The sequence below is a fragment of the Pseudonocardia yunnanensis genome (assembly GCF_039534065.1).
Classification (GTDB): domain Bacteria; phylum Actinomycetota; class Actinomycetes; order Mycobacteriales; family Pseudonocardiaceae; genus Pseudonocardia; species Pseudonocardia yunnanensis.
The window spans coordinates 70,979-94,944 of the sequence record NZ_BAAAUS010000023.1 but is presented as its reverse complement, the minus strand read 5'-3'; the positions used below and the strand labels follow the sequence as shown (position 1 = coordinate 94,944).

24 protein-coding genes and 1 tRNA gene are annotated in these 23,966 nt (G+C 70.2%); 17 read left to right on the top strand and 8 right to left on the bottom strand.

The window, feature by feature from the left end; all coding sequences use genetic code 11:
• Positions 1-221 precede the first annotated feature (221 nt).
• Entirely contained in the window at positions 222-1,601 is a 1,380-nt protein-coding gene (locus ABD743_RS20230) for an aspartate aminotransferase family protein (protein WP_344723687.1), read from the top strand.
• A 545-nt stretch (positions 1,602-2,146) separates the two neighbouring features.
• Here ABD743_RS20230 and ABD743_RS20225 read toward each other — a convergent pair.
• Positions 2,147-3,034, bottom strand: coding sequence for a formylglycine-generating enzyme family protein (locus tag ABD743_RS20225; protein WP_344723686.1), 888 nt, complete (start codon positions 3,032-3,034; stop codon positions 2,147-2,149).
• A gap of 476 nt (positions 3,035-3,510) precedes the next feature.
• Here ABD743_RS20225 and ABD743_RS20220 point away from each other — a divergent pair, with 476 nt between their 5' ends.
• Positions 3,511-4,908, top strand: a complete 1,398-nt coding sequence (locus tag ABD743_RS20220) for a sulfatase-like hydrolase/transferase (protein WP_344723685.1) — start codon at positions 3,511-3,513, stop codon at positions 4,906-4,908.
• A 313-nt stretch (positions 4,909-5,221) separates the two neighbouring features.
• The gene (locus ABD743_RS20215) at positions 5,222-5,797 is read left to right on the top strand and encodes a class I SAM-dependent methyltransferase (RefSeq protein ID WP_344723684.1); all 576 of its coding nucleotides are present in this window, start codon (positions 5,222-5,224) and stop codon (positions 5,795-5,797) included.
• 190 nt (positions 5,798-5,987) lie between these two features.
• Here ABD743_RS20215 and ABD743_RS20210 read toward each other — a convergent pair.
• Positions 5,988-6,063, bottom strand: a tRNA-Lys gene (locus tag ABD743_RS20210).
• 235 nt (positions 6,064-6,298) lie between these two features.
• Between ABD743_RS20210 and dusB the strand changes: the two genes are divergently transcribed.
• The 5 genes from dusB (at position 6,299) to phoU (ABD743_RS20185) (ending at position 12,939) form a co-directional block, all read left to right on the top strand.
• The gene (gene dusB, locus ABD743_RS20205) at positions 6,299-7,447 is read left to right on the top strand and encodes a tRNA dihydrouridine synthase DusB (RefSeq protein ID WP_344723683.1); all 1,149 of its coding nucleotides are present in this window, start codon (positions 6,299-6,301) and stop codon (positions 7,445-7,447) included.
• 130 nt (positions 7,448-7,577) lie between these two features.
• Positions 7,578-8,384: a GGDEF domain-containing protein gene (locus ABD743_RS20200; RefSeq protein WP_344723682.1), complete on the top strand. Its 807-nt coding sequence runs from the start codon at positions 7,578-7,580 to the stop codon at positions 8,382-8,384.
• A gap of 87 nt (positions 8,385-8,471) precedes the next feature.
• Positions 8,472-11,489 carry an LCP family protein gene (locus tag ABD743_RS20195; RefSeq protein ID WP_344723681.1) on the top strand — a complete coding sequence of 1,006 codons (3,018 nt, stop codon included), beginning with the start codon at positions 8,472-8,474 and terminating at the stop codon, positions 11,487-11,489.
• Positions 11,490-11,563: 74 nt separating this feature from the next.
• On the top strand, positions 11,564-12,220 hold the full coding sequence (phoU, locus tag ABD743_RS20190; protein ID WP_344723680.1) for a phosphate signaling complex protein PhoU: 657 nt from the start codon (positions 11,564-11,566) through the stop codon (positions 12,218-12,220).
• Between the two features lie 59 nt (positions 12,221-12,279).
• A complete protein-coding gene (phoU, locus tag ABD743_RS20185) occupies positions 12,280-12,939 on the top strand; it encodes a phosphate signaling complex protein PhoU (protein WP_344723679.1) in 660 nt (219 codons plus the stop codon).
• A gap of 25 nt (positions 12,940-12,964) precedes the next feature.
• Here phoU (ABD743_RS20185) and pstB read toward each other — a convergent pair whose 3' ends face one another.
• The 6 genes from pstB to ABD743_RS20155 all read right to left on the bottom strand — a co-directional run bounded on the left by pstB (position 12,965) and on the right by ABD743_RS20155 (position 18,993).
• Complete coding sequence (gene pstB, locus ABD743_RS20180; RefSeq protein ID WP_344723678.1) at positions 12,965-13,744, bottom strand: phosphate ABC transporter ATP-binding protein PstB; 780 nt, start codon at positions 13,742-13,744, stop codon at positions 12,965-12,967.
• Between the two features lie 11 nt (positions 13,745-13,755).
• Positions 13,756-14,844, bottom strand: coding sequence for a phosphate ABC transporter permease PstA (pstA, locus tag ABD743_RS20175; RefSeq protein WP_379659321.1), 1,089 nt, complete (start codon positions 14,842-14,844; stop codon positions 13,756-13,758).
• Positions 14,844-15,797, bottom strand: a complete 954-nt coding sequence (gene pstC / locus ABD743_RS20170; RefSeq protein WP_344723677.1) for a phosphate ABC transporter permease subunit PstC — start codon at positions 15,795-15,797, stop codon at positions 14,844-14,846. The genes pstA and pstC overlap by 1 nt, the downstream gene beginning before the upstream one ends.
• Before the next feature lie 96 nt (positions 15,798-15,893).
• Positions 15,894-17,003 (bottom strand): phosphate ABC transporter substrate-binding protein PstS, encoded by a 1,110-nt coding sequence (gene pstS, locus ABD743_RS20165; RefSeq protein ID WP_379659333.1) that lies wholly within the window; start codon positions 17,001-17,003, stop codon positions 15,894-15,896.
• Between the two features lie 243 nt (positions 17,004-17,246).
• A complete protein-coding gene (mshD, locus tag ABD743_RS20160; protein ID WP_344723675.1) occupies positions 17,247-18,152 on the bottom strand; it encodes a mycothiol synthase in 906 nt (301 codons plus the stop codon).
• Positions 18,153-18,210: 58 nt separating this feature from the next.
• Entirely contained in the window at positions 18,211-18,993 is a 783-nt protein-coding gene (locus ABD743_RS20155) for a winged helix-turn-helix transcriptional regulator (RefSeq protein ID WP_344723674.1), read from the bottom strand.
• A 141-nt stretch (positions 18,994-19,134) separates the two neighbouring features.
• Between ABD743_RS20155 and ABD743_RS20150 the strand changes: the two genes are divergently transcribed.
• The 9 genes from ABD743_RS20150 (at position 19,135) to ABD743_RS20115 (ending at position 23,936) form a co-directional block, all read left to right on the top strand.
• A complete protein-coding gene (locus tag ABD743_RS20150; protein ID WP_344723673.1) occupies positions 19,135-20,004 on the top strand; it encodes an alpha/beta hydrolase family protein in 870 nt (289 codons plus the stop codon).
• The gene (locus tag ABD743_RS20145; protein WP_344723672.1) at positions 20,001-20,789 is read left to right on the top strand and encodes an LmeA family phospholipid-binding protein; all 789 of its coding nucleotides are present in this window, start codon (positions 20,001-20,003) and stop codon (positions 20,787-20,789) included. The genes ABD743_RS20150 and ABD743_RS20145 overlap by 4 nt, the downstream gene beginning before the upstream one ends.
• Before the next feature lie 46 nt (positions 20,790-20,835).
• The gene (locus tag ABD743_RS20140) at positions 20,836-21,285 is read left to right on the top strand and encodes a thioredoxin family protein (RefSeq protein ID WP_344723671.1); all 450 of its coding nucleotides are present in this window, start codon (positions 20,836-20,838) and stop codon (positions 21,283-21,285) included.
• Positions 21,285-21,431, top strand: a complete 147-nt coding sequence (locus ABD743_RS44520; protein WP_379659320.1) for a putative leader peptide — start codon at positions 21,285-21,287, stop codon at positions 21,429-21,431. Before ABD743_RS20140 ends, ABD743_RS44520 begins: the two co-directional genes overlap by 1 nt.
• Before the next feature lie 38 nt (positions 21,432-21,469).
• Positions 21,470-21,934, top strand: a complete 465-nt coding sequence (locus tag ABD743_RS20135) for a DUF4395 domain-containing protein (protein WP_344723670.1) — start codon at positions 21,470-21,472, stop codon at positions 21,932-21,934.
• Positions 21,931-22,770, top strand: a complete 840-nt coding sequence (locus tag ABD743_RS20130; RefSeq protein ID WP_344723669.1) for a sulfurtransferase — start codon at positions 21,931-21,933, stop codon at positions 22,768-22,770. The genes ABD743_RS20135 and ABD743_RS20130 overlap by 4 nt, the downstream gene beginning before the upstream one ends.
• Entirely contained in the window at positions 22,770-23,069 is a 300-nt protein-coding gene (locus ABD743_RS20125; protein WP_344723668.1) for a DUF1416 domain-containing protein, read from the top strand. The genes ABD743_RS20130 and ABD743_RS20125 overlap by 1 nt, the downstream gene beginning before the upstream one ends.
• 112 nt (positions 23,070-23,181) lie before the next feature.
• The gene (locus ABD743_RS20120) at positions 23,182-23,313 is read left to right on the top strand and encodes a hypothetical protein (RefSeq protein WP_344723667.1); all 132 of its coding nucleotides are present in this window, start codon (positions 23,182-23,184) and stop codon (positions 23,311-23,313) included.
• A 29-nt stretch (positions 23,314-23,342) separates the two neighbouring features.
• On the top strand, positions 23,343-23,936 hold the full coding sequence (locus tag ABD743_RS20115; RefSeq protein ID WP_344723943.1) for a heme-binding beta-barrel domain-containing protein: 594 nt from the start codon (positions 23,343-23,345) through the stop codon (positions 23,934-23,936).
• Positions 23,937-23,966: the final 30 nt, after the last annotated feature.

Sequence of the window (23,966 nt, the reverse complement as noted above, 5' to 3'; positions counted from 1 at the left end):
CGGCAGCTCGACTCGCAGCGGTGGGAGCCCGCCTCAGCCGCCGGCCCCACTGCTGACGCCGGCAGCTTCTCTGCGGCCCCGGGCGGCTTCTGCGTGATACCCGAGCCCGTGACCACCCCGGTACCGGTCGGGGCGGCTCCCGCGCCGATGCCAGCCGCAGTCTGCCCGGTCCCGTCCCTGATTCACCAGGGTCTTGTTCATTTGATCTGAATGGAGATTACATGTCCACCGCAGCTTGGTCGGCCTCTGGGCAGCCGCAAGTGACGACGTCGCTGCCGGGCCCGCGCTCCGCCGAACTGCTTGCCCGCCAGGAACGCTACGAGTCGGCCGCCCGCGTCTACCCACGGCACTTCCCGTTCGCCGTCGCTGAGGCCCAGGGCAGCTACATCCGTGACCTCGATGGCAACGTGTTCATCGACTTCCTCGCCGGCGCCGGCGTGCTCTCGTTCGGACACAACCACCCCGAGCTGGTGGAGGCCGCGACGCGGCAGATGTCCGTTTTCACCCATGGCCTCGACATGCCCTCGCCCGCCAAGGACGCCTTCACCGAGGCCCAGCTATCCATGCTGCCCGAGCCGATGCGGGACCACATGAAGATTCACTTCTGTGGCCCGACCGGAGCCAACGCCGTGGACGCGGCGATCAAGCTGGCCAAGACCGCTACCGGCCGCGGCGACATCATCGCGTTCCGGGGCGGGTTCCACGGCACCACCCACGCCGGCATGGCCGTGACCGGCAGCCTCTCCACCAAGACCCCCATCGCCAACGGCGTGCCCGGCGTGCACTTCTTCCCCTACCCCACCGGCGGCGTCCCCGACGGCATCGACCCGACCACCTGGGACGCGACCTGCGCGGCGCTGCTGGAGGAGGCGCTGACCGACCCCAACGGCGGCATCCCGCTGCCGGCTGCGGTGATCATGGAGCTGGTGCAGGGCGAGGGCGGCGTCAACCCCGCCACCCTGCTCTTCGCGCAGCGGGTGCGGAAACTGACCCGGGACCTGGGCATCCCGCTGATCATCGACGAGGTGCAGACCGGCGGCGGCCGCACCGGAACCTGGTTCGCCTTCGAGCAGTACGACATCGAGCCGGACATCATCGTGGCCTCGAAGGCCCTCAGCGGCATGGGCCTGCCTATCGCCGTCATCATCTACAACCAGGACCTCGACGTCTGGGCCCCGGGAGCGCACACCGGAACCTTCCGCGGCAACCAGCTCGCCTTCGCCGCGGGCGCCAAGGCCATCGAGTTGGTCCGCCGGGACGACCTGCTCGACAACGTGCGGGCACGAGGCGAGCAGGTCGCCCGCGCTCTCGAACCACTGAGCGCCCACCCCGCAGTCCGCGAGGTCCGGGGACTCGGCCTGATGTGGGGGGTCGAGCTCGTCGCACCGGGCGACGGCCGCACCGCCGGCCGGCTTGCGGAAGAAGTGCAGGAGCGGGCGCTGCGGGCCGGGCTCATCCTCGAACTCGGCGGCCGCGACGACTGCGTGGTGCGCATGCTGCCTCCGCTCAACGTCACCGCCGAGGTCATGGACATCGCTCTCGCCATCCTGGCCCGCGTGATCAAAGACGCCTCCATCGGTAAGGAGACGCTCGCCGCATGAACCCACCCGAGGGTCGCACGCCCAGGTCTCGCTGGGCGTTGCTGCTCTCGTGGCTGTACTCGCCCTCATCGCCTCCTGCACCGGAAACAGACCGGCGCAGGGGGCGGCCGGCCGCCGACGGTGTCGGGCTATGAGGGGCGCACAACGTCGTCGGGGGAGCGGCGATGTGCACCGGTTGAGGTCCGGCGACCGAGGACGATCAGCGCGGCAGTTGTGTGAACATCTGAAGATCCGGCGGTGGCCGTGGGCCACAGCGTCGCGCCCCGCATGGGATCACTCGCGGTGCGAGATTCCGGCAACCAGAGTGGCCAGATCAGTAGATCGTCCAGTGCGTCCCAACGTTCCCGCAGGTGGGCACCCAGGGGTCGAACCCTGAACCCGCGGATTAAAAGGTGGCGGCATCCTGCCTCACAGGGCCACTACCTGCATCGACAGTTGCACGTGACACCTCGCGGGCCACGTCTAGCCACCCTCAATCACTCGGTTTCGCACCACGAATGACACCACACTCACGCGCTGGCGCACGTCTATCCGGTTCCGCTTGATCAGTTACGTGGATCTTGTGGTTCGGTCGCCTGATCCAGCGCTCCGGCGGCCACCCGGAAACCGATGTTGCCCGCGCTGCTGTCGGCGGTGTTCGCGTTGCGGGCCGCGCAGCGGTAGCGCCAGCAATACGACTCGTGACACAGGTAGGAGCCGCCGCGCATGTTCCGCTGGCCGGGTCGAGTCCGGCCGAACCGGTCAGCGCACCACTCCCACACGTTCCCGGTGGTCTCGAACAGGCCATAGCCGTTCGGCGGAAACGATCTGACCGGAGCTGTGCCCACGAAGCCGTCCGCGCCGGTGTCGTGCTCCGGGAACTCTCCCTGGAACACATTCATCCGGTGCTCGCCTGCCGGAGTCAGCTCATCACCCCACGGGTAGCGCCGCCCGTCGAGCCCGCCCCGGGCCGCGCACTCCCACTCGACCTCCGTGGGCAACCGAACCCCGGCCCACCAGCAGTACTGCGTCGCGTCCAGCCACGACACGTGGACAACGGGGTGATCGCCGCGCCCCTCCAGCGTCGAGCCCGGCCCCTCCGGCCGGAGCCAGGCCGCACCGTGGACCTGCCGCCACCACCGCGCCTGCGCCACCGCGCGTGTCGGCGGGAAGGACGCGGGCAGCAGCCCGGCAAACACGAACGACCATCCTTCGCGCTCCGCCGTCGTCATGTACCCGGTCGCGCCGACGAAGGCGGCGAACTCGTCGTTGGTGACCACACACCGGGCAATCCGGAAGGCCGCTACCTCGACGCGCCGCGGTGGGCCCTCGAGATCAGCCGGGTAGCGCTGTTCGGTGGAGCCCATCATGAAGGTCCCGCCCGGCAGTTCGACCAGCCGCCACCCCACTGTGCCGGGCGAGGCCGCACCGGATCCACGCTCTCTGACCGCCATCCCACTACACCTCCGGCCAGCACACACCTACCGGTCCGGTACGCCGGCCACCTCACCTGCCACGGGTGGACGCGGTCATCCCGACGCCGGGACGTGAGGGCAGCGAACTGCGGACGTCATCGTCGGATGAGGCGGTGCCCGAGCTGCTGCTCAGCGAGAACCAAACGCGCCGAACGACCGAGCAGACGAACGGCTCGTGTGCCGACACGACGTTCTCCGGGGCCTGCTCGCGCTCGGCGTCGCTGTCCGGTTCGGACAGAGCGCGGTAGAGCGACGCCGGTCAGAAGGTGCCCACGCAGGGCGCAGGGGATACACTGTCGCACTCAAATTCAGCGCCGGGGCCGTTTCCACCTAGGTGAATTCGGCCGTCAGGTGATGCCGGGCGGGCCTGCCTGGATCTTAGCGCGCGCAGTGATGGATAGCGGCCGGGCGCAAGGCCACAGGTGTGCCTGCCCGCAAGCATCAAGGGGTGTGGCGTGAGTGACGGCAGGCCTAACATCGTGTTCGTCCTGAGCGACAACGTGGGCTGGGGTGATTACTCCTGCTACGGCGGGAGCACCGCAACCCCACGGATCGACAAGCTCGCGAGCAAGGGGATCCGCTTCACCAACTACTCGGTAGAAGCGCAGTGCACGCCGACACGTTCAGCGATCCTGACCGGGCGTCAGTCGGTCCGCAGCGGCACGTATACGGTGCCGCTCCCAGGCGCGGGCAAGAGCGGCCTCTGTCCGTGGGAGTACACGATCGCGAATCTACTCTCCGACGCGGGCTACGCGACGTCACTGTTCGGAAAGTGGCATTGCGGTGACACCGAGGGAAGGCTGCCGACCGACCAGGGCTTCGACGAGTGGTGGGGCTACCGCAACAGCGCCGACGAATGCGGCTGGACGTCGTATGCGATGTTCGACGCTATCGCGAAGGCGAGAGGGCTCCAGCCACCGCAGATCTGGGAGGGCACCAAGGGCGGCAAGCAGACCGCGGTCCGCGAGCTGAACTTGGAGGTCCGCCCGTTCCTGGAGGAGCTGATCACCGGTAAGGCGACCGACTACATCAAGCGCGCAGCCGCAGCGGGCAAGCCGTTCTTCACCTACGTCGGACTGTCTCACATCCACCCACCGGAGGCCCCTCACCCGGACTTCGACCAGACCTCCCCGGACCGCCTGGGCGCGTACGCCGACATCTTGGCCGAGATCGACTACCGGGTCGGCCAGATCGTCGACTGCGTCGAGGAAGCCGGGATCGCCAACAACACACTGATCGTGTACTCGAGCGACAACACGGCCACGCCGGGCGGCCAGCTGCACGACATTCAGGGCGGCTCGAACGGCCCGTTCCGCGGCTCGTTCGTGGATCTGCCGTGGGAAGGCTCGTACCGGACTGCCGCGATAGTGCGCTGGCCGGGCACGGTCCCGGCCGGGGTGGTAACCGACGAAATGCTCTCCTGTCACGATTGGTACACGACCTTCGCGGCCCTCGCCGGAGCATCCGATCGCGTGCCGGACGACCGGCCGATCGACGGAGTCGACGCCTCGAAGTTCCTGCTCGGCAAGAGTGACGCGACCGGCCGCGAGACGCTGCTGCACTTCGGCCCAGACGGCGAGATCTGGTCGAGCAAGTGGCGCAACGTCAAAGCCGTATTCCGTTGGTCTTCCAACATCGAGGGGCCGATCGTCACGCCGCAGTTCCCGATGGTCTACGATCTTCGCAGCGATCCCGGCGAGTCGGTCAACCTTTTCGCGTCGAAGCTCGACATGGGCTGGATGTTCGGCGTTGCCGCCGCGCCAGTCGCCGAGTACGAAAAGAGCATCGCCAAATACCCGAACATCAAGACGGGTGAGGAGTTCACCGGGTATAAGGCGGAGCCAGGGTCATAAGCAGCGAGGCACCGTCGCTCGAAGTGCTGCTCACCTGCTTCGAGGCCACACGTGGGCCGCTAAGGTCCATCATCCGCTCAGCGAGCAGATCAGCGTCGTGCGCGGGTCAGATGACCGTCGGCTCCGGCAGCGGCGCCGGGTCGATCAAGTGCAGCAGCTCCGACCACGGAAACATGCGTGCGGTGAACGCAGTTTTCGTCGAAGCAGATGAGGTGAACTACCAGCGGCTCACCGAGCTACTGGGCGAAACCGCACCCCCGGACGCCAGCTACAACACCTGCCAGGCGACCTGGGCCAGCACCTGCCCAGGATTATGCGGGCGGCCGCCAGCGCGACACTGTTTGCGTTCCTGGGCCCGTTTGGCACGGCGCTGGACCGAGACCAGCTGTGCCGCACCCTGCTGACCCGCGCCCGGCGCACACCCATCGAGGTGCTGTTGCACTTCAGCGTCAGTACCGTCGCCCGCATTGGCGGGCTAGTGCGCAACGCACATCGCGGTAATCAGCGGCTGACCGTCGCGGAGCGCAAAACCGTGGCGAACGTTGACCGCTTCCTCGGCGGGGACTGGTGGCACGAGCCGTTCCGGGCGATCTCCGGAATCCAGGACGAAGGCGCCGCCACGAAGGCAGCCATGGACGTCGCCGACCGCTACTGCCGCGACGTCGGCGCACAGACCGGATTCCACCCAGTAGCGTTCCCGGTCCGGCCCGCGCCAGGACGGCTCCCGAAGTACGTGCTGGTGCTGAGCCCAGATCACCAGCAACGACGGAAAGTACGACTCCGGCGCTCGTCGACCTGGCTCGCAAGGGGCGCATCACCTTGTCGGCTTCCCTCGTCGCCGACGCGCCGGCTGGGACGATCTCGCGCAGGTAGTGCCGCCGCTTGGTGACCGGATCGATCCCGGCGTAGACAGAGACGCGCAGCGATCCACTGGGCAGCTCCTCGACGCTGCCTCGCGGCCGCTTCTGACGCCTGCGCTGAGCTGCCACGACCAGGAGCGTACGAGCACTCGCACCACGTTTGATCCCATGACGGCGAGCGCAACGCCGCTAGCGCTGGAAAAGTGCCTGGTCACACCCTGGTGGGCCCCCAGGGGATCGAACCCTGAACCCGCGGATTAAAAGTCCGCTGCTCTGCCGATTGAGCTAGAGGCCCCTACCGCCGCTCCCGCAGGGCACGACAGCCGCACCAGACTACGACCCCCGCCTCCCGGCCCGTGCAGTCACTCGGTCGTGGTAAGTCGGGGAGATCATCGTCACCGCACGTCAAGCGCCGCTCTCGTCCCATGCGCTCCGCACGTCCCATTCTCGACGGTGCTGGTTCCGGCCGCTGCGCGTACCGCGCCGCCTGCATCACCGTGCAGTTCGGAAGGCGAGGACAATGGGACAACGTGAGTGCCCCTACTGTCGCCTCCACGCGCCCGAAGCCGCTGCGCATCGGCCCGTACGCGTCCGACACCCCCGTGGTGCTGGCGCCGATGGCCGGCATCACGAATGCGGGCTTCCGGCGCCTGTGTCGTGAGCAGGGCGCGGGCTTCTACGTGTGCGAGATGATCACCTCGCGCGGGCTCGTGGAGAACAACCCGCTGACCTTCCGCATGATCGCGATGGATCCGGACGAGCAGCCGCGGTCGATGCAGATCTACGGGGTGGATCCCGCGACGGTCGGTGCCGCCGTCCGGATCGTCGCCGAGCGCGACCTCGCCGATCACGTGGACCTGAACTTCGGGTGCCCCGTTCCCAAGGTCACCCGCCGCGGTGGTGGCGCGGCCCTGCCGTACAAGCGGCGACTGTTCGAGGCGATCGTGCGCGCCGCCGTGGACAACGCCGGCCGGATCCCGGTGACGGTCAAGATGCGCATCGGCATCAACGACGAGCACCACACCTACCTCGACGCGGGACGCCTCGCGGCCGACGCCGGCGTGGCTGCCGTGGCGTTGCACGCCCGCACCGCCGCGCAGCGCTACTCCGGCACGGCCGACTGGTCGGCGATCGCCCGGCTCCGTGAGTCCCTGCCCGCCGAGCTGCCCGTGCTCGGCAACGGCGACATCTTCTGCGCCGCCGACGCCATCGCGATGGTGGCGGCCACGGGGTGCGACGGGGTGGTCGTCGGGCGGGGGTGCCTCGGTCGCCCGTGGCTGTTCGGCGACCTCGAGGCGGCCTTCGCCGGTCGCCCGCTGCCTGCTCCCCCGACGCTCGGGCAGGTGGCCGCCACCATGCGCCGCCACGCCGTGCTCCTGCAGGAGCACATGGGCGTCGACAAGGGCATCCGCGACATGCGCAAGCACATCGCGTGGTACCTCAAGGGCTTCCCGGTCGGCTCGGAGCTGCGCCGCAGGCTCGGCCTGGTCAGCAGCCTCGACGAGCTCGACGAGCTGCTCGCACAGCTCGACCCGCACCAGGAGTTCCCCGCCGACGCCGATGGGCCACGCGGCCGCCAGGGCTCGCCGGGGCGTGTGGTGCTGCCCGAACACTGGCTGGATGACCCCGAGGACCCATCGGTCCCGCTCGGGGCGGAGCTGGAGCACTCCGGCGGCTGACGCGCCGACGGGTAGTGACATGATCACGGACAGCTAACGGCCCGGTCGGGTGGATCACCCCGCGAACGGGTGCGGCCACCTCAAGAGCACCAGCCGTCCCGTCGACACCACCAGTAACAGGAGGTGAGCGGTGGTTACGGTACGTACAGCTGCGCACTCGGGGACGCGTGGCGAGGTGCCGCCCCAAGAGGCGCCGGCTCGGGCGGAGCCCGTCACCACCACGGCCTCCACAGCGGCGCGGCACACCGCGATCGCGGAGGAACTCGCGGACGCCGGCCGCTGGGAGCAGGCCTACGAGCACCTGCGCACGGCCATACGGCTCCTGCACGGCCAGCGCCTCCCGGACGAGCTCGACCGGCTCCGCCGTGAGCACGCCGAGGCCCGCGAGCAGAGCCGCCGGGATGCCCTCACCGCCAGCTACAACCGCCGTTACCTCGACGAACGCCTTGTCGCGCTGCTCGAGGACCAGACCGGGACGACCGGCATCTGCGTCGCTCTCGTGGACGTCGACCACTTCAAGCAGGTCAACGACACCTACGGCCACCCCTTCGGCGATCGCGTGCTCCAGCGGCTCGTCACGGAACTCGACGCGGGCCTGCCAGAGGGCGCGTTCTGCGCTCGCTACGGCGGCGAGGAGTTCGCCCTCGTGTTCCCCGGTCGCGGCCTCGTGGACGTCGTGCGGATCTGCGAGGCAGCGCGCCACCGCATCGACCGCCACCCCTGGCACGAGCTGCACCGGGATCTCCGGGTGACGGTCAGTATCGGCGTGGCCCACACCTCGGATCCGGTCAGCGGGTTCGAGCGGCTCGTCGGCATGGCGGACGACTTGCTGTACGGCGCCAAGCACGCCGGCCGCAACGCCGTCGCATATCGGGACGAAGGGAACGGATCCGTGTGTCTCGCAGGTCCAGCGGCCGGACGCCGCTCACTGCGCTAGAGGGGCACGCTCGTCGACACCCGCTTGTGATCGAACCGGTCCATCTACGTAAGCTCGCTCCGCTGACATCAAGGGGGGCGGGACCGGGTGACCACCCGTGCCCGCCCCTTGTTCGTGGCGGGAGGTGGCGTGGAGGACGGTCCGGACCGTGCTCGGCGCTCCCCCACATCCGGCGGCCGCAGGCGCGCCCCCGAGACCGCGTCGGGAGGACGTCGCCGAGCCCCGGACCCGGAGACGCCCGACGACGTCCTCTCCCGGCACGGGCTGCTCGGCTCCGCTCCCGAGGAGGACGTTCCCCCGGCTCCCCCGGCCCCGCCGGGGAGCCGAGCCGCCCGCAGGCGCGCCGAGGAGGAACGCGAGGCGGCTGCAGCCCGACCCGCTCCTCCCCCCGTTGCCGGTTCCCGTCCGCCGGGAGGCCGAGCGGCTCGCAGGGAGGCAGCCGAGGCCTCTGACGCCGGGTACGCCTCTCCCCCGGCCACCCGACCCGATTCCGGCCGCCGCGCGCTCGACCCCGAGCAGGCGGCACCACGGCACGGCGGCCGCACGTCCGACTCCGGACGCCACTCAGCCAGGGGCGTCCCCCCGCTCGACGCGGGTCGGAGCATGCCGCCGCCCCCGCCACCGCCCACCCCGGTTCCGCCGCGAGCCGCTCGCGAGCCGGTGCGTCCCGACGCCCCGGCAGGCGACACCCCGAGGCGCCGCCGGAGCGCGCCCGATCGGCCAGGCGCCCAGAGCACCTTCGACGAGAGCACCTTCGACGCAGGCGCCCCCGTCTCCGACTCCGGCCGCCGCTACGCCCAACCCCCCGCACCCGACGCGAGCACCCGCCGGCGCGCAGCCCCCGACGCGCCCGGCCCCATCGCCGACTCCGGCGGCGGGCGTGCCCAGCCCCCGGCGGCCACTCCCGAGGCCACCACCCGCGTCCGCGCCGCCACCCCGCGCTCCGGTGCCGACACGCCCGTCCCCGAAACCGGCCACCGCCGCGCCCGGCCCACAGCGGCCCCACCGGAGGCCACTCGCGCACCCGCCACGGGTCCGCGCTCCATCCCCGAGCCGGACGCCCCGGTCACCCCCTCCGGACGTCGCCACGCCCAGCCCCCGGCGGCCACGGCCGAAGCGACCACCCGCGTCCGCGCCACCGCCCCACGCCCCGGCTCCGACGCGCCGACCTCGGGCCCGGGAGTGCGCCGACCCCAACCTCCGGCAGTCGCTCCCGAGGCCACCACCCGGGTCCGCGCCACCCGTCCGGCCGCCGATGCGGATGCGCCCGTCTCCAACCCCGGGCCACGCCGCCCGCAACCCCCGGCAGCCGCTCCCGAAGCCACCACGCGCGTCCGCGCCACCCCGCCCCGCCCCGCTGCTGACCCTGCCGGGCCCATCTCCCATCCGGTGCCTCGGGTTCCGCAGCCTCCGGCGCCCGAATCCACCACCCGCGTCCGCGCCGCCCAGCCCACCGGCGACGCGTCCGTCTCCGACTCCGGCCGCAGCCAGGCCCAGCCTCCGGCGGACGCGACCACGCGCGTCCGCGCCTCAAGTTCGAGTCAGGCACCCGACCGCAGCGAGCAGGCCGAGCTCACGCGTCGCTCGGAGCGGGAGTCCGTCGCGAACCGTGCGACACACATCGACGAGACCCTGACGCGACTCACCGCCGCCCACGCCGGTCTCAACCTCCCGGCCCGCGAGGGTTCCGAAGCCGCGGAGCCGGTGGCGCCGAGGCGTCGTGTGCGCATCACGGCGGGCAGGGTGCTGGGCGCGGCGGCGGCCCTGATCGTGTTCGTGGCAACCACCGCGGGCTGGGGCGCGAAGGGCTGGCTCGAGACCTCCATCCGCAACGCCGCTGCCCTCGATCCCGATTCGAGCTCGGTCGTCGACGCCAATTCTCAGCAGGGTGACGAGAACGTGCTGATCGTTGCGTCCGACGGGGACACCGCGGCCCCGGCCGCTCCCGGGGCCCCCGAGACCGGCGCCGACACCGTCACGGTCGCCCACATCCCGGCGGGCGGCGGCCCCATGGTCGTGTTGTCGGTGCCGAACAACCTGGAGATCAACCGCCCGCCGTGCGAGCGATGGGATGGCGGGTCGGCGTCCTACGCCGACGAGCCCGAGCGTGCCGAGGCGAGAACGCAGTTGCTCTCGGCGCTCGACGTGGGCGGGCCCCGCTGCGTCACCAGAGTCGTGCAGCAGTTGACCGGCCTCGCGGTCACGAAGTACATCGGCGTCGACCTGGCCGCCCTCGGCACGATGGCGGACGCCGTGGGCGGGGCGAACGTCTGCGTCACGAAGCCGGTGGTCGACGGCGTGCTCGGTCCGGTCGTGCCGAACACGGGCGCCACGACACTCTCGGGTGTGCGCGCCGCCGACTTCGCGCGTGCCGCCGATGTGCAGGGCGACCCCCCGTCGGACTACGGGCGGATCGAGCGCCAGCAGCAGTTGCTCGCCTCCGTGCTGGAGAAGGCCGTCTCCGGAACGGGGCTGCTCGACATCTCGCAGCTCTCCGCGCTGCGCCCCGCACTCGGAAACGCGGTCGTCACCGACGGCGCAGGGATCGACGAGGTACTGGCGCTTGCCCTGTCCCTGCAGAAGCTGGACGCCGAGGGCGTCACGTTCGCGGCCACGCCCACGGCGACCGACCCGAACAACCCGGACCGTCCCGTGCTTCGCGACACCGATGCCGCGAAGCTGTTCACCGCCGTCCGGGAGGACTCCCCCCTGCCCGAGCAGGAAGGCGACCCGCACGGAGCCCCCAGCGGGCCTGCGCCGAGCGACCTCAAGGTCGACGTGCTGAACGCGTCGGACAAGGCCGGCCTCGCGGGCAAGGTCGGGGAGACGTTGGGGTCGCTCGGATTCGGGGTGGGTGAGGTCGGCAATGCCGACCAGCCGACCCCGCAGACGGTCATCCGGTTCTCCCCCGACCAGGCCGCCGCAGCCGCGTTGCTCGCCAGCACCGTCCCATCGGCGACATCGGTGCCCGATCCGGGAACCAGCGGCGTGTTGCAACTGGTGCTGGGCCGATCGTTCGACGACGTGGTCCGCGCTCCGGCCGAACCCATTGCTCTGCAGGCAGACGGCCCTCCCGTCACCGCGGAAACCGCAACATGTTCGTGACCAGGCAGGCTGTGTTCACCATTGGTTCATCTGCCCACCGCGCCGAATGTCCGACTCAGCTCTACCCTGCCTATATGCGTGACGCTTACCAGGAGCAGCTCGACGAGTTGGCTGACGCACTGGCCGACATGTGCAACCAGGTGGCGGACGCCATGAGCAAAGCCACCCGCTCCTTGCTCGAGTGCGATCTTCAGCTCGCCGAGGAGGTCATCTCCGAGGACATCCGGGTCGACGAGGTGCGGGCAGTGGCTGAGGAGAGGGCGTTCGCGCTGCTCGCTCTGCAGGCGCCGGTGGCCACCGATCTGCGGATCGTGGTCTCAGCCATCCACGGGGCCGGCGACATCGAGCGCATGGGCGACCTGGCGCTGCACGTGGCCCAGGCGGCACGCCGCCGCCATCCGCTCCCTGTGCTTCCTGCGGAGGTCGCACCGTACTTCGCCGAGATGGGGCGGGTCGGGGTTGCGCTGGCGCTGAAGGCAGGCAACGTGATCCGCAGCCGCGATCTGGCCGCCGCCGCGGAGCTCGAGACCGACGATGACGCGATGGACGACCTGCACCGGCACATCTTCACGGTGCTGATGGACCGCCACTGGAGCCACGGCGTCGGTCCGGCCGTCGACATCACGCTCCTGGCTCGCTTCTACGAGCGCTACGCCGACCATGCGGTGGCCGTTGCGCGCCGTATCGTGTACGTGGTCACGGGCCGGATGCCCGGCCCTCTCGCGGTCTGACAGGCGCCCTTCATCACCCGTTCACGCCCCATCTGCCCGAAAGGCCCTACCCTTCCGTCATGCCGCCCGTGCCCCTGCCTCAGCAGCTGAGCGAGCTCGCTGACCTGCTCGGGGAGATGTGTACGGCGGCCGCCGGGGCGTTGAACCGGGCCACCACGGCGATGCTCGACGGACGCGTGCGCCTCGCCGAACAGGTGATCGCGGGCGACGCCCGGATCGACGCCATGCGGGCCCAGCTCGAGGAAGTCGCCACGGACGCGCTCTTGTTCCACTCGCCGGTCGCGGGCGACCTGCGCGCCGTGGTGTCGGCGATCCGCGCCGCCGGCGACATCGAGCGGATGGGCGACCTTGCCCTGCACGTCGCCCAGGTGGTCAGCATGCGCCACCCGCGCCCTGTGCTGCCGCCCGAGGTCCGCGACGACTTCACGCAGATGGGTGCGGTCGCGGTGCAGCTCGCTCTCAAGGCGGCGCAGGTGGCGCGGTCCCGCAACGTGATCCTGGCTGTGGAGCTCGACACCGACGACGACGCGATGGACAAGCTGCACCGGCACATGTTCACCGTGCTCATGGATCCGTCCTGGCCGCACGGCGTGCCCGCGGCCGTCGACATCACGCTGCTCGCGCGCTACTACGAACGCTTCGCCGACCACGCTGTGGTGGTGGCTTACCACACCGTTTACGCCGTGACCGGCGAGGAACCGGACGCGATCCCGATCTGAACGCGCCCGGTTCCCGGGCCGGGAATCAGCCGAAGCGACCCGAGACGTAGTCCTCCGTGGCCTTCTGCTTCGGCTGGGAGAAGATCGTCTTCGTCTCGTCCATCTCCACCAGGTGCCCCGGCTTGCCGGTGCCCTCGATGTTGAAGAACCCGGTGAAGTCGCTGACCCGGGCGGCCTGCTGCATGTTGTGCGTGACGATGACGATCGTGTACTCGGTCTTCAGCTCGTTGATCAGATCCTCGATCGCGAGCGTCGAGATCGGGTCGAGCGCCGAGCACGGCTCGTCCATGAGCAGCACATCCGGCTGCACCGCGATGGCGCGCGCAATGCACAAGCGCTGCTGCTGACCACCGGAGAGGCCCGAACCCGGCTTGTCGAGGCGGTCCTTGACCTCGTTCCACAGGTTCGCCCCACGCAGCGACTGCTCGACGAGCGCGTCGGTGGCTTCCTTCTTCATCTTCTTGCTGTTCAGGCGCTGGCCCGCGATGACGTTGTCGTAGATCGACATCGTGGGGAACGGGTTGGGCCGCTGGAAGACCATCCCGATCTGCCGGCGCACGCCCACCGGGTCGATCCCGGGGCCGTAGAGGTCCTTGCCGTCGAGTTCCAGGCTGCCCTCGACACGAGCGCCCGGGATGACCTCGTGCATCCGGTTGATCGACCGCAGGAAGGTCGACTTGCCGCAGCCCGACGGGCCGATCAGCGCAGTGACCGTCTGCGGGCGAATGGACATCGAGACGCCCTCGACGGCGAGGAAGGAGCCGTAGTAGATGTTCAGGTTCTTGGCGTCGATCGCTTTGCCCACTGTCGTTCCTCTTATCGGGTCTTGGGGGCGAACAGCCGGGCGATCAGCCGCGCCACGAGGTTGAGCACCAGAACGATGATGATCAGGACGAGGGCGGCGGTCCACGCCCGGTCCAGGTAGGGCTCGCGCGGGACACCAGGTGCCGCGTACGAGGTGTAGGCGAACACCGGCAGCGTGGCCATCCGGCCCTCGAACGGGTTGAAGTTGAGGGCGGTGGTCAGGCCGGCGATGATCAGCAGCGGCGCCGTCTCACCGATGACACGGGCGATCGCGAGGGTGACACCGGACGCGATGCCGGCGATCGAGGTGGGGATCACCACCTTCGTGATCGTGCGCCACTTCGGGGTGCCGAGTGCGTAGGCGGCCTCCCGGAGCTCGTTCGGCACGATCTTGAGCATCTCCTCGGTGGCCCGCACCACCACCGGGATCATGAGCACGCTCAGAGCCACCGACCCACCGAAGCCGAGCCGGACACCAGGTCCGAAGAAGAGCGCGAACAGCGCGAACGCGAACAGGCCCGCCACGATCGACGGGATGCCGGTCATGACGTCGACGAAGAACGTGATGGCCCGCGCGAGCCTGCCCTTGCCGTACTCCACGAGGTAGACGGCGGTGAGCAGGCCGACCGGGATCGACATGACCGCGGCCAGCGCCGTGATGAGCAGCGTGCCGATGATGGCGTGGTAGCCACCGCCGCCTGCGCCGATCACGCCGCGCATGGACGAGTTGAAGAACTCGGCGTCGAAGCGGGCCAGACCGTTGCCGACCACCGTGATCACCACCGAGACCAGCGGGGTCAGCGCGATGAGGAACGCCACCGTCACGACGATCGTGACGACGCGGTCGGTGGCCTTACGCCTGCCCTCCACGGCACGGGAGATCACGTAGGTGGCGATTGCGTACACAACCGCCGACGCGACGAGCCACCCGGCGATGCTGAACGCGCCGGTGGCCGAAAGCAGGGCGCCGAGCACGACCAACGCCCCACCCAGCACCGCCCACGGCATCCATCGGGGCAGCTCCGCGCGGACCAGTGACGGTGCCTGCGCAGTGGCCTTCGTGGCCTGCGCGCCCTCTGAGCGCTCGGTGTCGATGGACATCAGTTGGCCCCCGAGAACTCACGACGACGGTTGATGATGTAGCGAGCGAGCGCGTTGACCAGCAGGGTGATCACGAACAGCACGAGGCCGGACGCGATGAGCGTGTTGACGGCCAGCCCCGTGGAGTCGGGGAACTGCAGCGCGATGTTGCCGGCGATCGTCGACGGGTTGTCCGAGCTGATCAGGTTGAACGTGACGGCGCCGGAGGCGGACAGGATGATCGCCACCGCCATCGTCTCGCCGAGCGCACGCCCGAGTCCGAGCATCGAGCCGCTGATGATCCCCGACCGGCCGAACGGCAGAACAGCCATCCGGATCATCTCCCAGCGCGTGGCGCCCAGGGCGAGCGCCGCCTCCTCGTGCAGCTTGGGCGTCTGCAGGAAGACCTCGCGAGCCACCGCGGTGATGATCGGCAGGATCATCACCGCGAGGGTGACGCCGACGACCAGCATCGTGCGGCCCGTGACGGACACCGGGCCGGCGAAGAACGGGATCCACCCGAGGTAGGTGTTGAGCCAGGTGGACACGCCGATCGTGGCGGGCGCGAGAACGGCCACACCCCACAGGCCGTAGACGATGCTGGGCACCGCGGCGAGCAGGTCGATCAGGTAACCGAGGCCCTGCGCGAGCCTGCGCGGTGCGTAGTGCGTGATGAACAGGGCGATCGCCACGGCCAGCGGTGTGGCCAGTACGAGCGCGATCAGCGCGGCGAGGATCGTGCCGAACACCAGCGGGCCGATGTAGGCGACGAGGTTCTTCCCGCCCGGCAGGTCGGCGGGTGACGCGACGATCGCGGGCATGGCCTGAAGGATCAGGAATGCGGCGACCCCGGCCAGCACCACAAGGATCAGGATTCCGGCCCCCTTCGCGGAGCCGGCGAAAATGCGGTCACCCAGCTGCAGCACCGGCTTGGGCGGCGCCTTCGGAGTGACCTTCTCAGTAGTTGTGGTCACGGCATCCCCTCTGCGGGTGGTGCAAGGAACACCGACAGGACCGGGTGGCTGTCATGGTGACAATCACCCGGTCCTGTCGGCTATGTGATGTACGGCTCAAGATCCCGCGGCGATGGCGTTGATTGCCGGGGTGATCTGGCTGCGGAGGGAGTCGCTGAGCGGGGCGGCCCCGGCCTTGTCGGCGGCGAGGGACTGGCCGTCAGCGCCGACCACGTAGTTCAGGTAGGCCTTCACCAGGTCCGCCGTGGGGGCATCCGGGTACTTGGAGCAGGCGAGGAGGTAGGACACGAGCACGATCGGGTAGGTGCCCGACGCGGTGGTGTCGCGGGCGAGCTTGTAGGCGAAGACCGACGGGCCCTGGCCCTCGACCCGCGGAGAGGCCTCGAGCACGGCGGCAGCGGCCTCGGGGCTGGCGCCGACGTACTCCGAGCCGACCTTCACCTTGACCTGGCTGATGTCACGAGCCTGGCTCTCGTCGGCGTAGCCGATCGCACCGTTGCCGGCCTTCACCGCGCCGACGACACCCGAGGTGCCCTGGGCGGCCTCCCCGCCCTGCACGGGCCAGCTGTCGCTGACGTCGTACGGCCACGAAGAAGCGGCGGCCACCTTCAGGTAGTCGGCGAAGTTCTGCGTGGTGCCGGACTTGTCCGAGCGGTTGACCGGCGTGATCGCCAGGTCGGGCAGCGAGGCGCCGGGGTTGTCGGCGGCGATCGCCGGGTCGTTCCACTTGCTGATCTTCCGGTCGAAGATCTGCGCGATCGTGGCCGGGGCGAGCTGCAGGTTGGTGACGCCGGGGACGTTGTAGATCACCGCGATCGGCGAGACGTAGGCCGGCACCTCGACGACGTCGCTCTTGCAACGCGTGTTGGCCTGGGTGATCTCCTCGGGCTTGAGGTAGGCGTCGCTGCCGGCGAACGCGACGCCGCCACCGAGGAACTGGGTGCGTCCCGCACCGGATCCGCTCGGGTCGTACGTGATGTTCGCGTCGGCGTTCTGACCCGTGAAGGTCGCGATCCACGCCTCCTGGGCAGCCTGCTGCGAGCTGGCACCTGCGCCGGCGATCGTTCCGGAGACGCTCTGCGCAGCCGACGCACCAGCACCGCCCGACGGAGCCGACTCGTTGGCTGCTCCACAGCCGGCGATCAGCATGGCGCCGCTGGCGGCAATGCCCACCGCGGCAATTCGGGCACGCGAGCCGTGCCGCACGGTCTTCACCTGAGTTCCTCCGTCATGAGTTCCCGTGACCGGGCACGCGCGGCTCGGGGTGGCCGCACGAGGCGACGGTAAGGAAGCGGAGTGGCCGCACTCCCCCGTTCAGGTAAACGGAAAATGAACAGCAAGTAGGCGGTGGGTCATGACTCTCTCAAGAACCGCGTCGTGATCTAGTCGTGACCTGCATCAATGTGATCGGCCGCAGTGCCGCCTTGGTTGCCAGAGGGTGAACGATTGTCACCGCGCGTAAGAAACGTCGGTGTTCGAGACGACGAAACCGAGGCGCTCGTAGACCCGCACCGCGGCTGCGTTGTCGGCCTCGACGTAGAGGATCACCTGGGTCAGGCCGTGGTCACGCAAGTGGTGCAGCCCGGCCAGGGTGAGCGCCTCCCCGAGCCGCCTGCCCCACGCCGCGGGATCCACGCCGAGCACGTACACCTCACCGACCGGTTCGGGTCCGTACTCGCCCGGGCCGTGCACCTTCGTCCAGTGGTAGCCGAGCAACCGGTCGGACTCGTCGACGGCCAGCAGGAAGCCCGCGGGATCGAACCAGGGCTCGGACTCGCGCACCTTGACCTGCTCCACGTCCCAGCCGCCCTGCTCGGGGTGCCAGTCGAACGCCGCGTTGTTGACGCGCAGGAACTCGGCCTCGTCGGCGCCGACCACGAACGGGCGCACCCGCACGCCGTCGGGGAACGCCGGGGTGGCGAGCGGGGTGAGCAGACTGCGGCTCATCTGCAACAAGGTTCGCGCCGGGCTGAACCCGAGACGCTCGGCGATGGCCACCGCGCCGGGAAGCCGGCCGTGGGCCCACACGCGCAGGTGGCCCCCGGTGCGCTCCAGCAGCGCCTCGACGATGCGGGTGCCCAGGCCCCCGCGGCGGTGGTGGGGATGCACGGTCAGCTCCGCGACGCCGCCGGTCTCCGTGGCGTCCGCGCCGGCCGGGTCGAGGTGCGCGAACCCGACGACGTGCCCATGCCCGTCGCGAGCGAGCAGGTGGACGGTGGAGTCGTCGGACAGGTGCAGGAGCACGTGCTCGCCCAGCGGCGCCACGCCGTCGGCGTCGATGGCGGCGGTGGCGAGAGCGGTGACCTCGCCGATCTCCGACCCGGTCAATCCGGCATGCCACGACAGCTCGGTCATGTCGCTCGACGCTACCCCTGCGACCTTCGCCACTGTGGGTCCCGAGTGCCGGCGGCGATCACGCCATGCCGGCGACACCCGACACCCGGCTCGGGACCTGGTCGCTCTCCTCTGCGTCGTCGCTGCCACCGTCGTCCTCGACGACGCTGACCGCGGACGCTCCGCCCAGCGCACCACGGCTGGGGCGGACGAACTTGTAGCCGACGTTGCGCACGGTGCCGATCATCTGCTCGTGCTCCGTGCCGAGCTTCGCCCGCAGGCGCCGCACGTGCACGTCGACGGTGCGCGTGCCACCGAAGAAGTCGTAGCCCCACACCTCCTGCAGGAGCTGCGCACGGGTGAAGACCCGTCCGGCATGCTGCGCGAGGTACTTGAGCAGCTCGAACTCCTTGTAGGTGAGCTCGAGGAGCCGGCCACGCAGACGCGCCGCGTAGGTGGCCTCGTCGATCACCAGCTCGCCGAGAACCAGCGCTCCGCCCTCGCGGCCGTTGTCGCTGCCTGGACGCGACTTGAGCAGCCGCAGGCGGGCGTCCACCTCGGCGGGACCGGCGCCGGGCAGCAGGATCTCGTCGACGACCCACTCCCCGGAGACCGCCACGAGCCCACCCTCGGTGAGCACCGCGACGACCGGGACGTCCATGCCGGTGCTGCCCAGCAGACGGCACAGACTGCGGGCGGCCACGAGGTCGGTGCGCGCATCCACGAGCACGGCGTCGTGCGGACCGGCGTCGAGGAGCGCGGCCACCTCGGGAGCTGCCGTGCGAACCCCGTGGGGGAGCAGGGTCAGAGCCGGCAGCACGGACCCGGGATCGGGATCGGCGGTCAGCAGAAGGAGTTCCACGTGGTTGCCTCCTTTCCACACCGGAAGTCGAGGCGCCGGTGCGGCACCGCTCGACCGTTCACGGCGGGCGGCTCTGACGCACCGTTCACACCCGCGCGACCCGGTCGGAACACACCACGCGGATCGATGCAGGATAACCGGGTGAGGGCCGATGGCACGAGCAGCGCGGCGGAGGTCACGCCCCGAGCGGTGGACGTGGCCAGCTCCGACGGTGTACGTCTCTCCGGCATCCATCTCCCGGGTCCCGGGGGCGACACGGCGATCGCGGTGTGCCACGGATTCACCCACCACACCCGCCATCCCGCCACCCGTTCGGTGCTCGCGGCCCTGAGCCTCGACGCCCCCGTGGTGGCCGTGGACATGCGGGGACACGGGCGGTCGGGAGGCCGCAGCACCGTGGGCGACCGCGAGCTGCTCGATCTCGACGCGGCCGTCAGGTGGGCCCGCGCGGCCGGCTACGCGCGAGTCGCGACGGTCGGCTTCTCCCTGGGCGCTGCCGTGGCGCTGCGGCATGCCACGACGCCGGGGACCTCGCGGCCCGACGCGGTCGTCGCGGTCAGCGGCCCCGCCCGCTGGTACTCCCGGGAGACCCCGGCGATGCGGCGCGTGCACTGGCTGCTGGAACAGCCGCACGGGCGGGCCGTCGCTCGCCTGCTCGGCGTACGCCTCGACTCGTCGTGGGAGGTGGTTCCGCCGTCCCCGGTCGAGGTTGTCGCCGACGTCGCACCTGTGCCCTTGCTGCTGGTGCACTTCAGCGGTGACCGTTACTTCTCGGCCGCCCACGCACAGGCCCTGATGGCGGCTTCCGGCGGTCACGCACACCTGTGGACCGAGCCCGGCACGGGCCATGGTGAGAGCGGCACCGGCCCCGAGCTCGCCGAGCGGATCGCGCGATGGGCGCTCGCCGCGGCCAGAACAGGCAGCCCGGGCGAACTCACCAGGGGTGACGGCTCTACGGTCGAACCCCGCACACCGGCAGAACGCCGGGCACGAGGGTCGGAGGTCGGATGAGGCGCGTCGTCATCGGGCTACTCGTGCTGGTCGGGTTGCTCGTGGCCGTTGACTACGGGTCCGCTGCGCTCGCCGAGTCGGCCGTGTCGCGGCAGATGCGGGAACAGATCGGGCTCGCGGACGACCCGTCCGTGCGTATCAACGGCTTCCCGTTCCTCACGCAGGCGGTGTCCGGCCACTACCGCAGCATCGACGTCGACGCGACCCGCATCCGCCTCGGGCAGCTGCAGGAGCTCGACGTCTCGGCGCAGCTCCGGGACGTCACGGCGCCGCTCTCGATGATTCTGGGCTCCGGCCCGAAGACGCTGCGGGTGAGCGAGGCGGAGGGCACCGTGCGTGTGTCGGCCACCGACGTGCAACGGCTCCTTCCCGGCATCAAGGACCTGCGCATCGACACGCTCGACGACGAGGCGCTCGAGCAGGTCGTCGACGACGGCGGCGACGCGTCGCTCGCGGATCTCGACCCCGACCACGCCGCGCGGTTCTCCGGCACGGCCACGTTCCTCGGCCAGAAGGAGGACGTGTCGGTGATCGCCGTCCTGCAGCTCGACTCCGGCCAGGCTGAGATCATCCCGCGCGACATCCGGCTCGGCGAGGACCAGAAGCCGCTCCCCCAGGCCCAGCAGCGCACGCTGCAGCAGCTGTTCACCGTGCGCATCGATCCCGGTTCGCTGCCCCTGCAGATCACCCCGACGTCGCTCAAGGCGGACAACGGGACGCTGGAGATCAGCGGCGAGGCCAAGGACCTCACCCTCGGCGCCGGCGGCGCCCCGGCGTCCTCCTGACCGTCGGTAACGCTCCTTCCGGGAGTAAACGAGCACCGCTGCCGCGTTGGGGACGAACGTGATCGACGCGGCAGGAGTCTGGGCGCTCGTGGCCACGCTCGTGCTCGCCACGGCGGTGGGCCTGGTGCTGCGCTCCCGCAACGGGCGGATGCGCACCGATGGCATCGCCACCGGCGGGTGGGCGCTGGCCGGAGCCTCCGCCGGCGGTTCGGACCGGGTGCTCCTGCTGCAGCTGTCCTCGCCCGTCTGCAGCCCGTGCCGGCAGACGGCCGCGCTGTTGACCGAGCTCTCCGCCCGCCGCCCCGGCGTGGTCCACCGCGAGATCGACGTGGCCGAGCGGCCGGACCTCGCCCGCGAGCTCTCGGTGATGCGGACGCCCACGGTGGTGGCGTTCGGACCCGACGGGTCGGAGCTGCTGCGCGTCTCGGGGGTGCCGCGGCTGGCGGAGCTGGAAGCCGCGATCGCGCCCGGCCTCGCCGGTGATCGTCCGGCGTAATGTCCGGACCTTTGCTTTCGTCCTCGGAGCGCAGCTGCCGAAAGTGGCCGACCTCGGCTACCCTCGCGTCCGTGTGCTGGCCGCTGACTCGTCGACGCGCAGTTGACCTGTGCCGCGTCGGGAGCTGCCTCTGTCGCACCTCCTGAGATACGCGTTCCTTCGCACCGTCCTCAGGAGCATTCTCTTGCCCACATCCGCCACCCCCGCGCGCCGAGACCCACCGGTCGATCCGCGCGGTGTCCGATTCTCGGCGGCGCTCACCACCGTCGTGCTCGCACTGGTGCTCGTCAGCGGCAGCGGCTGGCTGCTCGCCGCTCAGGCACTGGTGTTCGCGCTCGGCTCGGTCGCCGGTCTCCGGTTCGCGCCGTACTCGGTGGTGTTCCGCAAGCTCGTAGCGCCGCGGCTCGTCCCGCCCACGGAGAAGGAGGAGGCCGCGCCTGTGCGGTTCTCCCAGACCGTCGGGCTCGTGTTCGCCCTCGTCGGCGCCGCGGGGTATTTCGCGAACGTCACCGCACTCGGCGTCATCGCCACCGCATTCGCGCTGGCCGCCGCCTTCCTCAACGCCGCCTTCGGCTTCTGCCTGGGCTGCGAGATGTACGGCCTGATCGCCCGTTTCCGGAAGAACAACCAACAGGGAGCCACCGCATGAGCCGCCAGGACGTCCTGGTCACAGCAGACTGGGCCGAGAAGAACCTCGGTACCGAGGGGATCGTCTTCCTCGAGGTGGACGAGGACACCACCGCCTACGACGGTGGACACCTGCCGGGCGCCATCAAGGTCAACTGGACCAGCGAGCTCCAGGACCCGGTGCGCCGCGACATCGTCAACAAGGAGCAGTTCGAGCAGCTGCTGTCCGCCAAGGGTGTCGGCATCGACGACACCGTCGTGCTCTACGGCGGCAACAACAACTGGTTCGCCGCCTACGCCTACTGGCAGTTCAAGCTCTACGGCCACCAGAACGTGAAGCTGCTCGACGGCGGGCGCAAGAAGTGGGAGCTCGACGGGCGCCCGCTCACCTCCGACGTCACCGAGCGCACCGCCACCAGCTACACCGCCCAGGAGCCCGACAACTCGATCCGCGCCTTCCGCGACGAGGTCGTCGAGGCGATCGGCGGAAAGAACCTGATCGACGTGCGCTCACCCGACGAGTTCTCCGGCAAGATCCTCGCCCCCGCACACCTGCCCCAGGAGCAGTCCCAGCGGCCCGGCCACATCCCGTCCGCGATCAACATCCCGTGGAGCAAGGCGGCCAACGAGGACGGCACCTTCAAGTCCGACGACGACCTCAAGAAGCTCTACGGCGACGCAGGCTACGACGAGAACCTCTCGACGATCGCCTACTGCCGCATCGGCGAGCGCAGCTCCCACACCTGGGTCGTGCTGCACGAGCTCCTCGGCTACGGCGACGTCAAGAACTACGACGGCAGCTGGACCGAGTACGGCTCGCTCATCGGCGTCCCGATCGAGCTGGGAGCGGGTCGCTGATGTGCGGAGCACCTGACCAGGCCGTCGCGCTCCCGCCCGGCACCGACCTGACCAAGGAGACCGTGCTCACCGGACGCGTGCTGGCCGGCGGCCAGCCGGTCGCGGGCGCGTTCGTCCGGCTCCTCGACGGCACCGGTGAGTTCACCGCGGAGGTCGTCGCCTCCGCCAGCGGGAACTTCCGGTTCTTCGCGGCACCAGGCACGTGGACGCTGCGCGCGTTGTCCCGCTCGGGCAACGGCGAGACCGTGGTCAGCGCCGACGGACCCGGTCTGCACCAGGCCGAGGTGGCCGTGGCGTAGGGCCACCGAGCATCCGGAAGAGCCCCGTGCACGCGACTTCGTTCGCGGCTCGGGGCTCTTCCCGTGTGGCGGGCCCGGCCGGTCGGCGTCGCACGCACTAGGCTGCCCGCCCGTGAACTGGTTCTTCTCCGGCCTGCTGATCGCGGCGAGCGCCGGCATCCTCGGGTTCACCGGCTACCTGCTCCGGCGGCTCTTCACGACGGAGCCGGGCATCCCGGACGTCAGCAGGGAGGTCGGCCCGTGACTGGACCGGACGCCGAGTCCCCGCAGACGATCTCCGGGCCGGCCAACGCCGCGCCCGACTCCCCTCGCCGCAACCGGCCGCGGTTCGACGACCTACCGATCCCGGACGACACGGCCAACCTACGAGAAGGCCCCGACCTGCATGAACAGTGCCTCGGCCTGCTCCCGCTGATCGGTGTGTGGCGCGGTGGGGGCGAAGTCGTCTATCCGACGATCGACGGGCCGTACGCCTACGGGCAGCAGCTCGTCTTCGCCCACGACGGGCGCCCGTTCGTGTCCTACGAGGCGCGGGCGTGGCTGCTGGGGCCGGACGGCGAGGTGCTGCGGCCGGCGGCGCGGGAGGTCGGCTTCTGGCGGCCACAGCCGGACGGTGAGCTCGAGGTGCTCATCACACACGCCACGGGGATCAGTGAGATCTTCTACGGCCGCGCCCGCAACCTGACGTCCTGGGAGATCGAGACCGACGCGGTGGTGCGCACGGCGTCCGCCAAGGAGGTGTCGGCCTCGCACCGGCTGTACGGGCTCGTCGAGGGCGGCGACCTCGCCTACGTCGACGAGCGGGCGATGGAAGGACATCCGCTGCAGCCGCACCTCTCGGCCAGGCTGAGCCGCATCGCGGGGTGAAGCCGCTAGTGTCGCGGAAACGGGGTTCCT